This is a genomic window from Patulibacter defluvii, assembly GCF_034096925.1.
GTDB lineage: Bacteria > Actinomycetota > Thermoleophilia > Solirubrobacterales > Solirubrobacteraceae > Patulibacter > Patulibacter defluvii.
In genome coordinates, this window is the sequence record NZ_JAWZSQ010000034.1 from 1 (window position 1) to 15,864 (window position 15,864).

At 71.1% G+C, this 15,864-nt stretch carries 12 protein-coding genes; 2 read left to right on the forward strand and 10 right to left on the reverse strand.

Translation table 11 applies throughout. From position 1 onward, the window contains the following. Positions 1-101 precede the first annotated feature (101 nt). Positions 102-1,283 (forward strand): FAD-dependent monooxygenase, encoded by a 1,182-nt coding sequence (locus SH587_RS22805; protein WP_320672965.1) that lies wholly within the window; start codon positions 102-104, stop codon positions 1,281-1,283. A gap of 231 nt (positions 1,284-1,514) precedes the next feature. Here SH587_RS22805 and rpsG read toward each other — a convergent pair whose 3' ends face one another. Beyond that, positions 1,515-1,985 (reverse strand): 30S ribosomal protein S7, encoded by a 471-nt coding sequence (gene rpsG, locus SH587_RS22810; RefSeq protein WP_320672966.1) that lies wholly within the window; start codon positions 1,983-1,985, stop codon positions 1,515-1,517. A 3-nt stretch (positions 1,986-1,988) separates the two neighbouring features. Next, complete coding sequence (gene rpsL / locus SH587_RS22815; protein ID WP_320672967.1) at positions 1,989-2,387, reverse strand: 30S ribosomal protein S12; 399 nt, start codon at positions 2,385-2,387, stop codon at positions 1,989-1,991. A 128-nt stretch (positions 2,388-2,515) separates the two neighbouring features. Between rpsL and SH587_RS22820 the strand changes: the two genes are divergently transcribed. After that, positions 2,516-3,289 (forward strand): alpha/beta fold hydrolase, encoded by a 774-nt coding sequence (locus tag SH587_RS22820; protein ID WP_320672968.1) that lies wholly within the window; start codon positions 2,516-2,518, stop codon positions 3,287-3,289. Positions 3,290-3,317: 28 nt separating this feature from the next. Here SH587_RS22820 and SH587_RS22825 read toward each other — a convergent pair whose 3' ends face one another. From SH587_RS22825 to nusG, 8 genes are all read right to left on the reverse strand, one after another. Then, on the reverse strand, positions 3,318-4,196 hold the full coding sequence (locus SH587_RS22825) for a DMT family transporter (RefSeq protein ID WP_320672969.1): 879 nt from the start codon (positions 4,194-4,196) through the stop codon (positions 3,318-3,320). A gap of 396 nt (positions 4,197-4,592) precedes the next feature. After that, positions 4,593-8,855, reverse strand: a complete 4,263-nt coding sequence (rpoC, locus tag SH587_RS22830) for a DNA-directed RNA polymerase subunit beta' (RefSeq protein ID WP_320672970.1) — start codon at positions 8,853-8,855, stop codon at positions 4,593-4,595. Positions 8,856-8,927: 72 nt separating this feature from the next. Further along, positions 8,928-12,560 carry a DNA-directed RNA polymerase subunit beta gene (gene rpoB, locus SH587_RS22835; RefSeq protein WP_320672971.1) on the reverse strand — a complete coding sequence of 1,211 codons (3,633 nt, stop codon included), beginning with the start codon at positions 12,558-12,560 and terminating at the stop codon, positions 8,928-8,930. 366 nt (positions 12,561-12,926) lie between these two features. Next, on the reverse strand, positions 12,927-13,307 hold the full coding sequence (gene rplL, locus SH587_RS22840) for a 50S ribosomal protein L7/L12 (protein WP_320672972.1): 381 nt from the start codon (positions 13,305-13,307) through the stop codon (positions 12,927-12,929). A 51-nt stretch (positions 13,308-13,358) separates the two neighbouring features. Then, positions 13,359-14,072, reverse strand: coding sequence for a 50S ribosomal protein L10 (gene rplJ, locus SH587_RS22845; RefSeq protein WP_320672973.1), 714 nt, complete (start codon positions 14,070-14,072; stop codon positions 13,359-13,361). 83 nt (positions 14,073-14,155) lie between these two features. After that, positions 14,156-14,884: a 50S ribosomal protein L1 gene (gene rplA / locus SH587_RS22850; RefSeq protein WP_320672974.1), complete on the reverse strand. Its 729-nt coding sequence runs from the start codon at positions 14,882-14,884 to the stop codon at positions 14,156-14,158. Next, entirely contained in the window at positions 14,884-15,309 is a 426-nt protein-coding gene (gene rplK, locus SH587_RS22855; RefSeq protein ID WP_320672975.1) for a 50S ribosomal protein L11, read from the reverse strand. Before rplK ends, rplA begins: the two co-directional genes overlap by 1 nt. A 1-nt stretch (position 15,310) precedes the next feature. Further along, complete coding sequence (gene nusG, locus SH587_RS22860; protein WP_320672976.1) at positions 15,311-15,835, reverse strand: transcription termination/antitermination protein NusG; 525 nt, start codon at positions 15,833-15,835, stop codon at positions 15,311-15,313. Positions 15,836-15,864: the final 29 nt, after the last annotated feature.

The window sequence follows — 15,864 nt, forward strand, 5'->3', positions numbered from 1 at the left end:
GCGGCCGACGCCGGCGGCTGGGCCGCGGCCGACTGGGCCGGCGAGGCCTGGACCGGACCCGAGGGCGACGGCGGGCGCGACGGCGGGCCGGAGCCGCGGCGGTGAGCGACGAGCGGCCGGTGGCGATCGCCGGCGCCGGGATCGCGGGGTTGACGCTGGCGGCCGCGCTGCAGCGGGCGGGCCGACCGGTGGTGGTGCTGGAGCGACGGCCGGCGACGGTGCCGGCCGGCGGCTCGGGGCTGTCGATCTGGCCGAACGCGCTGGCGGCGCTCGACCGGATCGGGCTCGGCGACGCGGTCCGGACGGCGGGCCGGCGGGCGGTCCCGGCCGGGACGCGGACGCCGGACGGGCGCTGGCTGCAGCGGCCGGGGCGGGAGCGGCTGCGGGAGGCGCTCGGCGAGGAGCTGGTCGGGATCCGGCGGACGGCGCTGCTCGAGGCGCTCGCCGGTGGCCTCGACGCGGGCGTCGTCCGGGCCGGGCGCGCGGTCGAGGGATTCGAACCCCTCGCCGACCGGGTCGTCCTGCGGCTCGACGGCGGCGAGCGGCTGGAGGCGTCGGTGTTGGTCGGCGCCGACGGGATCGCCTCGCCGGTGGCGCGGGCGCTCGACCCGCGGCTGCGACCGCGGCCGGCGGGCTACCTGGGCTGGCGCGGGATCGCCCCGCTGGCGACCGGCGAGGATCCCTGCCAGTTCTGGGGCCCGGCGCGCGAGGCGGGCCTGATGCCGGTCGGCCCGCGCGAGACGTACTGGTTCACCACCGAGCGGGCCGGCCCCGACGCCCGTCGCCCGCCGGACCCCCACGCCCATCTGGCCCACCGCTTCGCCGACTGGGATCCGGAGCTGCTGGCCCTGATCGCGGCGACCCCGGAGCACGAGCTGCTGTGGCACCCGATCGAGGACCGCCGGATGCCGCGCCGCTGGTCGCGGGGACGGGTGGTGGCGATCGGCGACGCCGCGCACCCGACCCGCCCGCACCTGGGCCAGGGCGGCGCCCAGGCGATCGAGGACGGCGTGCTGCTCGGCGGCCTGCTGGCGGCCGGCGGCGACCCGACGGTGGCATTCGCCCGCTTCGAGCGGCTGCGACGCCCGCGCGTGCGCCGGATCGTGGTGGTCTCCTCGCTGCTCGGACGGGCGCTCCACTCCCCCGCCCCGATCGGCGTCCCGTTCCGGATCGGCGCCCGCGTCTCGCCCGACGCGATGATGCTCGCCCAGCTGCGCCCGGTCGCCAGCCGCGCCGCCTTCGAGCGGCACGCGGCCCGGGTCCTCAGCGCCGCCCCCCGGTGACCTTCCGGTCGCCGAGCGGGAAGAACGTCACCGCGGGCGGGACGGACCGCCGGCCCCAGAACGCAGAACGGCCACCCGATGGGTGGCCGTCGAAAGAACCGCTGCGGGTGGATGCCTGGTGTTCGTGGACCGAGGAGGTCGCCGCCGGGAAGCGAGAGCTGGACGCCAGTCCTGCCGAGCGAACCCGGTGGCGAGATCCGAAGCGTCCGCGGACGCCAGGCGCCGCCCGCGCTACCAGCGGTAGTGCGCGAACGCCTTGTTCGCCTGCGCCATGCGGAAGATGTCGTCCTTCTTCTTGTAGGCGCCGCCCTGCTGCTTCTGGGCGTCGAGCAGCTCGTTCGCCAGGCGCGAGGCCATCGAGCGCTCGCGGCGGCTGCGCGCGGCGTCGACCAGCCAGCGGAGCGCCAGGGTGCGGGCGCGGTCCGCGGGGACCTCGACCGGGACCTGGTAGGTCGCACCGCCGACGCGGCGGGAGCGGACCTCGAGCTGCGGCGTCAGGGCCTTGATCGAGATCTCGAGCTGCTCGACCGTGTCGCCGCCGGTCTTCTCGGCGAGGATCGCGAGCGCGTCGTAGACGATGCCCTCGGCGGTCGACTTCTTCCCGTCGAGCAGGACCTTGTTGATGAGCTGATGGACCAGCCGCGAGCGATGGACGGCGTCCGGCTCGAGCGTGCGGGTCTGGGCGCTGGCGCGACGAGCCATGGCCTACTTCCCCTTCTTGACGCCGTACCGCGAGCGAGCCTGCTTGCGGTCGTTGACGCCGGCGGCATCGTGCGACCCGCGCACGACCTTGTAGCGCACGCCCGGCAGATCCTTCACGCGGCCACCGCGCACGAGCACCACGGAGTGCTCCTGCAGGTTGTGGCCCTCGCCGGGGATGTAGGCCGTGACCTCGATGCCGGAGCTGATCCGGACGCGGGCGACCTTGCGCAGCGCGGAGTTCGGCTTCTTCGGCGTCGTCGTGTAGACACGCGTGCAGACGCCGCGGCGCTGAGGCGCGGCGACCTTCTTCTTGCGCCCCTTGCCCGACTTGAGGCCGGGGGTGGAGAGCTTCTTCGCCTTGGCCTTGCGGCCCTTCCGAACGAGCTGGCTGGTCGTGGGCATGCGACGGGCGATGCTAGCAAGGCCGGCGCCGCGGGGCGCTGCGGTCCGACGTCGCTTCCGGGGCGCCGCTCGCCGGAGAGCATGCCACGGCGGTCGGACGGGCCCCCGACAGCCGGTAGGGTCGCGCCATGCTGGCTCACGATCGTTCCGGTGAGGGCGCACCGCTGGTCCTGCTGCACTTCCTCGGGGGCGACCGCAACGCATGGCGTCCGGTCCTGCCCCGCCTGTCCGCCGAGCGCGAGGTCTACGCGCTCGACCTGCCCGGGTTCGGCGACAGCCGGACCCTGCCCGGGTCACCGACCCTGAGCCGCCTGACCGACGCGATCCAGGAGTTCCTGGCCGACGCCGGCCTGGTCAAGCCAGCCGTGGCCGGGATCTCGGTCGGCGGCGGGATCGCCGTCGAGCTGGCCAGCCGCGACGCCGTCTCGTCGGCGGTCGCGATCAACCCGGTCGGGTTCGCCTCGCGGCCGGAGGCGGCGTTCGCCAAGGCCTCGGTCCGCGCCACCCACGCCGCCTGCAAGGCGATCGCCGGCCAGGCCGACCGGCTGGCCAGCCCGAAGCCGCTGCGGGCCGCGCTCGGCGCGCAGATGTTCGCCAAGCCGTGGGCGGTCCCCGGCGAGGAGCTGGCCGGCCTGGTCCGCGGGCTGGCGCACAGTCCCGGGACGCTGCCGGTGATGCGGGCCACCTTCGGGGCCGAGATCCGCGGCGGCGCGACCTCGACGCCGCTGACGATCGCCTGGGGCCAGCGCGACGCGCTGCTGCTGCCGCGCCAGGGCCCGCGGGCGATCGAGCGGCTGCCCTTCGCCCGCCTGGCGCCGCTGCCCGGCTGCGGCCACGTGCCGCTCTGGGACGACCCGGAGCGGGTGGCCGACGCGATCCTGGCCGGGACCGCCGCCGCCTGAACGACGAGGGGCCCGGCCGGCCGCGGCGCTAGGCCGCGGCGCCGGCCGGGGCCGGCGCGATCGACGCCGCCCGCGGCGCGGGCAGCAGGGCGGCGGCCAGGACGACCATCGCGAAGGCCACGGTCTGGAGCACGATCCCGACCGTGTTGGTGGCGATCGGATCGCCGAAGACGACCAGCCCGCCGAGGATCCCGACGACGTTGGCGCCGGTGGCGGTGATCGCGATCACCTCGACCGCGCCGCCCTCCTGGAGCGAGCGGGCGGAGATGTAGTAGGCGAGCACCGAGGCGGAGATCGCCACCAGCACCCACGGGGTGAGGATCGTCCCGCCGGCGGCCAGGACGCCGGTGGTGGCCTTGACCGCGACGTTGCAGACGCCGAAGAGGACGCCGGCGGCGGCGCCGAGCAGCGGCCCCCGCAGGTGGGCGCCGCGCTCGTGGTGGCCGCCGGCGATCAGCAGCACGCCGAGGGCCAGCAGACCGCCCTCGAAGGCCGCCAGGGCCGCGACCCGGAAGGTGGCGTGGGCGTCGTTGACGGCCGGCATCGCGACCACCAGCAGCGCCAGCCCGACGCCGGTCAGGATCAGGCCCGCCCACTGGCGGCGGCCGACCGAGATCCCGAAGACCCGGTCGGCGAGCACCGCCACCAGGACGATCCCGCCCGCCAGCACGACCTGGACGACCGACATCGGGGCGATCGCGATCGCCGCGGTGTGCAGCGCCCAGCCGACGGCGCCGACGAGCATGCCGGCCGCGAACCAGCGCGACTTCCAGAGCGCCAGGCCGGTCCGGATCGGATGCCGGGCATCGACCACGGGCGCCTCGTTGGCCCCGCGGTGCTTGTAGAGGAAGCCGAGGTTCGCGGCGAGCGCGCTCAGCAGGGCGAGGAGGATTCCGAGTTGCAGCATCAGGGAGGGGAGGTCACCGGGCGCATCCGCCACGTCGTGGGACGACGGAGGTCCGCGGATCCGACCGGAGAGTCGCCAGAAGGTACAGGCCCCGCCTAAAGGAGTTACCCATCTCTCCGTAAGTTCGTCCGTTCGGCGGTTGATCCTGTACGACGGACCGCCGGGATTGGACGGACGTTGGCCGCCGGCGGGGCCGCGGATGCCCCGTCGCCAACGGGCGAGGAGCGGTCGATCGTCGGTCGTCGAACCTCGGCGGCCGACCGGCGGCTGGACGAGCGGCCACCCGTTCGACTGCCGCCGAACGACGGACGCCCCGGCCGTCGGGCCGGGGCGTCGTGGTTCGTCGGGCGGTCGGCGGACCGGCGCGCAGGCGCCGGCCGGCCGGATCGCCGAGGGTCAGCCGCGCGGGTCCTCGCGCGGGACGTCGAGCTCGATCAGCTCGTCGGCCAGGTCGCCCGAGGCGCCGCCCAGCTGCTCCAGGTCCCGCAGGTCCTGGCTCAGCTCGTCGCCGTAGGGCTGGCCGGCGTCGAGGTCGAGGTCGCCGAGCAGCTCGTCGCCCTCGAGCAGGGCCACGTCGCCCGCGTGCGGCAGCGGCTCGGTCGGCTCGATCTCGATCCGGCGGTAGTGACGGAGACCCGTCGCCGCCGGGATCAGCTTGCCGATGATGACGTTCTCCTTCAGGCCCAGCAGGTCGTCCCGCTTGCCCTCCAGCGCCGCGTCGGTGAGCACCTTCGTCGTCTCCTGGAAGGAGGCCGCCGAGAGGAACGAGTCGGTGTTGAGCGACGCCTTGGTGATGCCGAGGATGACCTCCTCGAAGGTCGCCGTCTCACCGCCGTCGGCCTCGATCTGCTCGTTGACCCGGAAGAACTCGTTGCGGTCCACGAACTGCCCCGGGAGGAAGTCCGTGTCGCCCTTCTGCTCGACCCGGATCCGCTTCAGCATCTGACGCACGATCAGCTCGATGTGCTTGTCGTTGATGTCGACGCCCTGCGACTTGTAGACCGCCTGGACCTCCTTGACCAGGTACTGCTCGGTCGCGGTCCGGCCCTGCAGCGCCAGCAGCTCGTGCGGGTACAGCGAGCCCTCGTTGAGCTGCTCGCCGACCTTGACCTTCTGGCCCTCCTCGACGAAGAGGCGGGTGCGGCGGGGGAACGTGTAGCGGTGCTCGTCGCCGGCGGCGTCGGTGATCACGACCGTCAGCGCCTTGTCGGTGCTCTCGATCGCGACCGTGCCGTCGTGCTCGGCGATCTTCGCCAGGCCCTTCGGCTTGCGCGCCTCGAACAGCTCGACGACACGCGGCAGACCGTGCGTGATGTCCGCGCCGGCGACGCCGCCGGTGTGGAACGTGCGCATGGTCAGCTGGGTGCCCGGCTCGCCGATCGACTGCGCGGCGACGATCCCGACCGCGTCGCCGATCTCGGCGATCTGGCCGGTCGCCATCGAGCGGCCGTAGCAGGCCTGGCAGATCCCGGTCAGGGCCAGGCACTTGCCGACCGAGCGGACGTGGATCGTCGGCCGCTCCGTCTCGTCCAGCTGCGTCAGCTGCTCGACGCGGACGTTGTCGATCTCCTCGCCCGCGGCGATCACGGTCTCGCCGGCGACGACGATGTCCTCGACGGCGATCCGGCCGGCCAGGTTCGGGTTCAGGTCACCGGTCTCGGTGAAGACCGGCAGCTTGATGCCCTCCGTCGCGCCGCAGTCCGGCTCGCGGATGATCACGTCCTGCGAGACGTCCACCAGGCGCCGGGTCAGGTAGCCCGAGTCGGCGGTGCGGAGCGCGGTGTCGGCCAGGCCCTTGCGGGCGCCGTGGGTCGAGATGAAGTACTCGAGGACGTCGAGCCCCTCCATGAAGTTGGCCTTGATCGGCCGCTCGATGATCTCGCCCTTCGGGTTCGACATCAGGCCGCGCATGCCGGCCAGCTGGCGGATCTGCTTGAGCGATCCACGAGCCCCGGAGTTGGCCATCATGTAGATGGGGTTCCGGGAGTCGAAGTGCTCCTCCATGGCGTTGGCGACGACCTCCGTCGCCTCGTTCCACTTGTTGACGACGAGCTCGTGACGCTCCTGCTCGGTGATCAGGCCGTCCTCGTACTGCTCCTCGATGTCGGCGACCTCGCCCTCGTAGCGCTTGAGGATCTCGCCCTTCTTCGGCGGGATGACGACGTCGTTCTTCGAGATCGTGACGCCGGCGCGGGTCGCGAACTCGAACCCGAGGTCCTTGAACGCGTCGAGCACCAGCGAGATCGTCGAGGGGCCGTAGATCTGGACCAGCTGGTCGATGAACCGCTGGGTGTCCTTCTTCCTCATCGACTGGTTGATGAAGACGTAGGACGCCGGATCGAAGTCCTCGCCGAGCGTCTCCTGCAGCGAGCGCTCGATCCGCTCGTTGTAGATGACGCGCCCGAGCGTGGTCAGGACCGGCTCGCGGCCCGGGGCCCGGAACTCGACGATGTCGTGCAGCTTGGCCGCGCCGTGCTGGTCGGCCAGGGCCGCTTCGGCGGCGGTCCGGAAGACGCGCGGCTTCGGCTCGTCGGCCGGCCACTCGCCCGCGTAGAGCGCCCGGTGCTTCTCCGCCAGCACCTCGGGCTCCGGCCCGAGCGTGACGTAGTAGCCGCCGATGACCATGTCCTGGGACGGGGTCGCGAGCGGGGCGCCGTTGGCCGGCGAGAGGATGTTGTTCGACGACAGCATCAGCAGCCGCGCCTCGGCCTGGGCCTCGGCGGACAGCGGCACGTGGACGGCCATCTGGTCGCCGTCGAAGTCGGCGTTGAAGGCCGAGCAGACGAGCGGGTGGACCTGGATCGCCTTGCCCTCGACGAGCTTCGGCTCGAACGCCTGGATGCCCAGGCGGTGGAGCGTCGGCGCGCGGTTCAGCAGCACCGGGTGCTCCTGGATGACCTGCTCGAGGACGTCCCAGACCTCCTCGCGCGACTCGTCGACGAGGCGCTTGGCGGCCTTGATGTTCTGCGCGTCCTTGCGCTCGACCAGCTGGGCCATGATGAACGGCTTGAACAGCTCCAGCGCCATCAGCTTCGGCAGACCGCACTGGTGCAGCCGCAGCGACGGACCGGACACGATCACCGAGCGGCCGGAGTAGTCGACGCGCTTGCCGAGCAGGTTCTGGCGGAACCGGCCCTGCTTGCCCTTGAGCATGTCGCTCAGGGACTTCAGCGGACGGTTGCCGGGGCCCGTCACCGGGCGACCGCGACGGCCGTTGTCGAACAGCGCGTCGACCGACTCCTGCAGCATCCGCTTCTCGTTGTTCACGATGATCTCGGGGGCACCGAGATCGAGCAGGCGCTTGAGGCGGTTGTTGCGGTTGATGACGCGGCGGTAGAGGTCGTTGAGGTCGGAGGTCGCGAAGCGGCCACCGTCCAGCTGGACCATCGGGCGCAGGTCCGGCGGGATCACCGGGACGGCGTCCAGGACCATCATCTCGGGCTTGTTGACCCGCGAGTAGAAGGGCGCGTTGTCCGGGTCGTAGAACGCCGACAGGACCTTCAGGCGCTTGACGGCGCGCTGCTGCTTCTGGCCCTTGCCGTTCTTGACCAGGTCCTCGAGGTCCTCGCGCTCGTGCTTGAGGCAGATGCCCGGCTGGTCGCGGACGTCGAGGTCGACGCCGGCCAGGCGCTCCGTGTCCGGATCGCGGCGCGGGGCCTCGCGGTCGTACTCGGGCTTCAGCAGCATCAGCTCGCGGATGTTCTCCGCGCCCATGCCGCCGCCGAAGTACTCGCCGTAGCCGTACGGCGAGCCGAACCGCATCTTCAGCTCGCGGAAGAAGGTCTCGTCGGCGATGACGGTCTTGGGGACGAAGTCGTCCTTCTCGATCGCCTTGTCGGTGAACGCCTTCAGCGGCCAGTCCTCGCCCTCGGCGGGCGGGTCGTCGGACGGCTCCTCCTTGTTGGCGAAGAGCTTCCAGACCTCGCGCAGGCGCGCCCGCGACTCCTCGTAGTGCGCGCGGAGATCGTCGATCTCCGACGTCAGCTGCTTCTTGGTGTCGTTGGTGTGCTTCTTGCGCTCGTCGTCGGTCAGCTTGCCGACGACGATGTCGAGCGACTCCGCCCACAGGTAGTCGTCGTCGGTGAAGGCGTCCTGCGAGCCGTCCTGGAGGTACTGCAGGCGGGCGTCGAGCGACCGCTGCAGGCCCTCGAGCTCGTCCTTCTCCATCGCGGCGGCCTGGTCGAGGTCCTCCTGGACCTGCGCCTCGAGCTCCGGCAGGTCGCGCCAGCGCGCCTCCTGGTCGACCCAGGTGATGATCGACGCGGCGAAGTAGAGGATCTTCTCCAGCTCCTTCGGCGCCATGTCCAGCAGGTAGCCGATCCGGCTGGGCACGCCCTTGAAGAACCAGATGTGGCTGACCGGGGCCGCCAGGTCGATGTGGCCCATCCGCTCGCGGCGGACCTTCGAGCGGGTGACCTCGACCCCGCACTTCTCGCAGATGATGCCCTTGTAGCGGACGCGCTTGTACTTGCCGCAGTAGCACTCCCAGTCCTTGGTCGGACCGAAGATGCGCTCGCAGAAGAGGCCGTCCCGCTCGGGGCGGAGCGTGCGGTAGTTGATCGTCTCGGGCTTGAGGACCTCGCCGGAGCTCCAGGAACGGATCTGCTTGGAGGAGGCGAGGCCGATCTCGATGGCGTCGAACGTGTTGATGTCGTGCACGGTGTGTGGGATTCCCAATCGTGTGCTTGGCGGGGCGTCGGGAGCGGCGGCGCGCGGGGCGCCGCCTCCGTCCTACGCCTCGTCCTCCTCGACCGGGGCGACCCCGGCCTCGTCCTGCAGATCGCCCTCGTCGGAGGGCTCGGCCTCCGCGGACGGCTCGCCGTCGGCGTCGCCGTCGTCGCCGGCCACGTCCTCGTCGGCGGCCGGCTCGTCACCGAGGTCGGCGCGGACGCCGCCCAGGTCGATGCCCAGCTCCTCCGCCGCGCGCAGCAGCTCGTCCTCGTCGTCGGCCGCCGAGGCGACGCCCTCGTCGTGGATCTCGCGGACGTCGAGCGACAGCGCCTGCATCTCCTTCAGGAGCACCTTGAAGGACTCGGGGACGCTCGGCTCGGCGATGTTCTCGCCCTTGACGATCGCCTCGTAGGCCTTCACGCGCCCGACGGTGTCGTCGGACTTGATGGTGAGCATCTCCTGCAGCGTGTAGGCGGCGCCGTAGGCCTCGAGCGCCCAGACCTCCATCTCGCCGAACCGCTGGCCGCCGAACTGCGCCTTGCCGCCCAGCGGCTGCTGGGTGACGAGCGAGTACGGGCCGGTCGCGCGAGCGTGGATCTTGTCGTCGACCAGGTGGTGCAGCTTCAGGATGTACATGTAGCCGACGGTCACCTGCTCGTCGAACGGCTCACCGGTGCGGCCGTTGTAGAGCGTGAACTTGCCGCTGGCCTGGGTGCCGACCGGACGCGACTTGTCGACGTCCATGTTGATCGCGCCGCCGTTGGCGGTGTGGTTGTCCTGCCACTTGACCAGGGCCTCGTCGACCTGCGCGACCGTCGCGCCGTCGAAGACCGGGGTCGAGACGTAGACGCCGCCGCCCTTGTTGCCCTCGCGCTGCTCCCAGGCCTCGGTCCCGTCGGGGTACCAGCCCTGCGCCGCGGCCCACCCGAGGTGGATCTCCAGCACCTGGCCGACGTTCATGCGCGACGGCACGCCCAGCGGGTTGAGGATCACGTCGACCGGGGTGCCGTCCTCCAGGAACGGCATGTCCTCGATGTCGACGATCTTCGAGATGACGCCCTTGTTGCCGTGGCGACCGGCGAGCTTGTCGCCCTCGGAGATCTTGCGCTTCTTGGCGACGAAGACCCGGACCAGCTCGTTGACGCCGGGCGGCAGGTCGTCGCCGTCGTCCTTGTGGAAGGTCTTGACGTCGATCACGACGCCGCCCTCGCCGTGCGGGACCTTGAGCGAGGTGTCGCGGACCTCGCGCGCCTTCTCCTTGAAGATCGCGCGGATCAGCTTCTCCTCGGCGGTCAGCTCGGTCTCGCCCTTCGGCGTGACCTTGCCGACCAGCAGGTCGCCGGAGCCGACCTCGGCCCCGATCCGGACGATCCCGCGGTCGTCGAGGTTGCGCAGCGACTCCTCGGCGCGGTTCGGGATGTCGCGGGTGATCTCCTCGTCGCCGAGCTTCGTCTGGCGCGCGTCGATCTCGTACTCCTCGATGTGGATCGAGGTCAGCTCGTCGTCGCTGACGAGGCGACGGCTGAGGATGATCGCGTCCTCGAAGTTGTAGCCCTCCCAGGACATGAAGGCGACCATCAGGTTCTTGCCCAGCGCCATCTCGCCCATCGAGGTCGAGGAGCCGTCGGCGAGGACCTGGCCGGCGAGCACCGGCTGGCCGCGCTTCACCAGCGGGCGCTGGTGGATCAGGGTGCCCTGGTTCGAGCGCTCGAACTTCTCGAGGTGGTGCTCGTCCTTGCCCTCGCCGTGCTCGACGACGATCCGGTTGCCGTCGACGTAGCTGACGGTGCCGTCGTGGCGGGCCACGACGACGTCGCCCGAGTCCTGGGCGGCACGGGCCTCCATCCCGGTGCCGATCCGCGGGGCGTCGGTCTTCAGCAGCGGCACGGCCTGCCGCTGCATGTTCGCGCCCATCAGCGCGCGGTTGGCGTCGTCGTGCTCGAGGAACGGGATCATCGCCGTGCCGACCGACCAGATCTGCTGCGGCGAGACGTCCATCAGCGTGACTTCGGCCTTCGGCACCACGACGTACTTGCCGGCCTGGGTGCGGCAGAGGACCTCGTCCTCCAGCAGCGTGCCGTCCTCGCCGACCGGCGCGTCGGCCTGGGCGGCGAGGTTGGTCTCCTCCTGCGTGGCGTCCAGGTGGACGATCTCGCCGGTGACCTTGCCGTCCTTGATGACCCGGTAGGGCGTGGTGACGAAGCCGTGCTCGGAGACCTGCGCGAAGGTCGAGAGGCAGCCCATCAGGCCGATGTTCGGGCCCTCCGGGGTCTCGATCGGGCACATCCGGCCGTAGTGGGTCGGGTGGACGTCGCGAACCTCGATCGGCGCGCGCTCGCGGGTCAGGCCGCCGGCGCCGAGCGCCGACAGGCGGCGGCGGTGCGTGAGGCCGGCCAGCGAGTTGTTCTGGTCCATGAACTGCGACAGCTGCGAGGAGCCGAAGAACTCCTTCAGCGCCGCGGAGACCGGGCGGATGTTGACGATCGACTGCGGGGTGATCGTGTCCTCGTCCTCGGTGGTGAGGCGCTCGCGGACGACGCGCTCCATCCGGTAGAGGCCGACGCGGAAGGCGTCCTGGATCAGCTCGCCGACGGTCCGCAGGCGGCGGTTGCCGAAGTGCTCGTACTCGTCGAGCAGGTCGGCGACGGGCTCGCGCGGCATCGCCGCGGCCTCGGCCGCGTAGTCCTTGATCTCGACGTCCTCGTCCTCCGGGATGCCGAGCTCGCGCGGGAGGGCGACCAGCTCGCGGATCAGCTGGTAGATGTCCTCGGGCGTCAGGTGGCGCGTCTCGAGGTCGATGTCGAGGTGCAGCCGCGAGTTGAGCTTGTAGCGGCCGACGCGCGTCAGGTCGTAGCGCTTCGGATCGAAGAAGAGCGTCTGCAGCAGCGCGTAGGCGGCGTCGACGGTCGGCGGCTCGCCAGGGCGCTGCTTCTTGAAGAGCTCGACGAGCGCGCCCTTCTTGGTCCGGGTCTGCTCGGTGTCGGTGAGCAGCGTGTTGCGGATGTAGGCCGAGCCGTTGAAGCGATCGAGGATCGTCTGGTCGAGGGCGTCGACGTCGGCGTCGGTCTCCTCGTGGTCGGCGTCGAGCTCGGGGTTGTACTCCATCGCCCGCAGCAGGACGGTGACCGGCAGCTTGCGCTTGCGGTCGATGCGGACGAAGACCTTGCCCTTCTTGTCGATCTCGAGCTCGAGCCACGAGCCGCGCGCCGGCATCAGGTTGGCGACGAAGACCTGCTTCTCGCGGTCCTTCGGCTCCATCAGGTAGGCGCCCGGCGAACGGACCAGCTGCGTCACGACGACGCGCTCGGTGCCGTTGACGATGAAGGTGCCCCGCTCGGTCATCCACGGGAAGTCGCCCATGAAGACGGACTGCTCGCGGATCTCGCCCGTCTCGCGGTTGACGAAGGCGACCTCGACCGACAGCGGCCGCGAGTAGGTCTGGCCCTTCTCCCGGCACTCGGCCAGCGAGTGCGTCTCCTCGCCGAACTCCAGCTCGCCGAACTCGACGGCCAGGTTGCCGGTGTAGTCCTCGATCGGCGAGATGTCGTCGATCGTCTCGCGGAGGCCCCCCTTCTCCGGATCCACGAGCCAGTCGAAGGACCGACGCTGGATGTCGATGAGGTTGGGGACGTCGAGGACCTGATCGAGACGCGCGAACGTGCGACGCGTGCGCAGGGCGTTGACCGTGGACAAGGCGGGCGACTCCTCGGAGGGTCGGGATGTCTGGGCGAGGATTCGCGCTCGGCGGGCAGACGAGCGCGAACGTCAAAACTAGCACACGGAGGAGTAGACCCCCGCGCGAGGGCGGTCGACGCTCACGGACCCCGTCCGCGGACCCGCGTATGTGGCGCGGGATCCGTACAGGAGGACGGCTGCGACTATCGGTCGACGAGGTCGATTGTAGCTGCGCGAGCGGGGGCGTGCTTGCGGACCCGCTCGGCGGCGGTCGAGGCCCCCGGAACGCGAACAGGGCGGCCCTCCGCGAGGACCGCCCTGTCGGCGTGCGGCGCCGCCGCGAACGGCGGCGCCGGAGGTCGGGCAGCGGACGCTGCCGTCGCGCTACTTGAGCGTGACGGTGGCGCCAGCCTCCTCGAGCTCGGCCTTCAGCTTCTCGGCCTCGTCCTTGTCGACGCCCTCCTTGACGGCGCCGGGCGCCTCGTCGACCACGGCCTTGGCCTCCTTCAGGCCCAGGCCGGTCGCGGCGCGGACGACCTTGATGACGCCGATCTTCTTGTCGCCGGCGGACTCGAGGATCACGTCGAAGGAGCTCTGCTCCTCGGCGGCGGCAGCCTCGCCACCGCCACCACCGGCGGCCGGGGCGGCCGCGGCGACGGCGGTCGCCGACACGCCGAACTCCTCCTCGAGCGCCTTGATGCGCTCAGCCAGCTCGAGCACCGAGATGCTCTTCAGCTCGTCGATCCACTCCTGCGTGGTAGCCATGCTTCGTTCTCCTGTGTGCGATTCGGGTGGGTCTAGCGGGTTGCGGCGGAACTACGCCGACGCACCCGACTCGTCTGCTGCTGCAGTCTCTTCCGCGGGGGCCTCGGCCTCCGCGCTCTCGCCGTCGGCGGCCGGAGCCTCCGCAGCGGTCTCCTCGGCGGCGGGAGCCTCGTCGGCCGCCGGCGCCTCCTCGGCCGCGGGCGCCGCCGCGGCGGGCGCATCGCCCGCCGGGATCTCGCCCGACGCCTTCTTCTCCTGGACCTGGCCGAGCGCGATGGCGAGGCCACCGAGCAGGCCGCCCAGGCCGCGCGCCAGACCGGTCAGCGGGGCGGCGACGACGCCGACCAGCTGGCCGTACAGGACGTCGCGCGACGGGAGCTTGGCGATCGCCTTGATCTCGTCGACGTCGAGCTGCTTGCCGTCGAGGACGCCGCCCTTGAAGGCCGGCAGGTCCCCGTTGTCCTTGGCGAAGGTGGTGAGGGCCTTCGCGGCCGCGGCGACGTCGCCCTTGACGTAGGTCAGGGCGGTCGGGCCGGTCAGGAAGTCGCGCAGCGGCTCGGCGGTCTCGCCGACCTCGCTGATGGCGCGCCCGGTCAGCGTGTTCTTCGCGACCGTCAGGCTCGCGTCGACGTCACGCAGCTGCGACCGCAGCTCGCCGGCCTGGGTGACCGAGAGTCCGCGGTAGTCGACGACGAGGACCGCCTCGGACTCCTTGATGTGGTCGGCGATCTCGGCGATCGCCGCTGTCTTCTCTTCGCGGTTCATGGGCCTCCTGTCTCGGGCTTCCAGCCGTCGGGCGACGGCCAGCCGAGGGTCTTCGGGGGCGCAGGGAACGTGTGTGACGCAGCCTAGGCGGCGGCGGGCACCCGCTCCTCGGCGCTGTCGCTGACCCGCGACTGGTCGATCTTCACGCCGGGGCCCATGGTCGAAGCCACGGTCACCGAGCGGATGTAGCGGCCCTTGGCCGCGGACGGCCGGGCACGGTTGACCTCGTCGAGGACAGCGGCGAGGTTGTCGACCAGCTGCTCGGCGGGGAAGGACGTCTTGCCGATCGTCAGGTGGACGATCGCCGTGCGGTCGGTGCGGTACTCGACCTTGCCGGCCTTCGACTCCTCGACGGCCTTGGCGACGTCCATCGTGACGGTGCCGACCTTCGGGTTCGGCATCTTGCCCGACGGGCCGAGGATCCGGCCGAGGCGACCGACCAGCGGCATCTGATCGGGGGTGGCGATCACGACGTCGAAGTCGTTGAAGCCCTCCTCGATCTTCTTGGCCAGGTCGTCGGTGCCGACGATGTCGGCGCCCGCGGCCGTGGCCTCCTCGGCCTTCGGGCCGGCGGCGAAGACGGCGATCGTGACCGACTTGCCGAGGCCGTGCGGCAGCGCGATGGTGCCGCGCAGCTGCTCGTCCGCGTGGCGGACGTTGAGGCCGGTGCGGATGTGGACCTCGACCGACTCGTCGAAGCTGGCGCGGGAGAGCTGCTTGACGAGCGCCAGCGCCTCGGACGCGGGGTACTCGCGCGTGCGGTCGACCTTCGCCTTGGCGGCGACGAACTTGCGGCCGTGCTTGGTGCTCATCAGGCCTCCACCTCCACGCCCATCGAGCGGGCGGTGCCGGCGATGATCTTCATCGCCGCATCGACGTCGTTCGCGTTCAGGTCGTTCAGCTTCTTCTCGGCGATCTGCCGGACCTGATCGGCCGACAGCGTGCCGACCTTGGTCTTGTGCGGCTCGCCGGAGCCGCTCTTCAGGTTCAGCGCCTGCTTGATCAGCACGGCCGCCGGCGGCGTCTTCGTGACGAAGGTGAACGAGCGGTCCTCGTAGACCGTGATGACGACCGGGATCACGGTGCCGGCGTCCTGCTGCGTCTGGGCGTTGAACGCCTTGCAGAACTCCATGATGTTGAGCCCGTGCTGACCGAGCGCGGGACCGACCGGCGGGGCCGGCGAGGCCTGTCCGCCGAGGGCCTGCAGCTTGATCTGGGTCAAGACCTTCTTCGCCATCTCAGATCTTCTTCACTTGATCGAAGCCCACCTCGACCGGGGTCTCCCGGCCGAAGATGGACACAAGAACCTTGAGCTTGCCCGCGTCCGGGGAGACCTCCGCGATCTCGCCCGAGAAGTCGGACAGCGGACCGGCGACGACCTTGACGGACTCGCCGACCGTGAACTGCGCGCGCGCCTGCGCCTTGGTGGGCTGCTGCGCGCGCTTGAGGAGACGGTCGATCTCCTCCTGCGTGAGCGGGATCGGCTCGTCGCCGGCCCCCACGAACCCCGTGACGCCGGGAGTGCCCTTCACGAGCTGCCACGAGTCGTCGTTGAGGTCCATCTGCACGAGCACGTACCCGGGCATCGTCCGCTTCTCGGACGTGACCTTCTGGTTGTCCTTGACCTCGGTGACCGTTTCGGTCGGCACCACGATCTGGCGGACGGCACGCCGCTGCCCGAGCGACACCAGTCGGTGCTCGAGCTTCTGCTTCACCTTGGCCTCGTGGCCGGAGAAGGTATTTACGACGTACCAGCGATACATGAGCGTGAAGTGGGGGTGCGCAGCGGCCG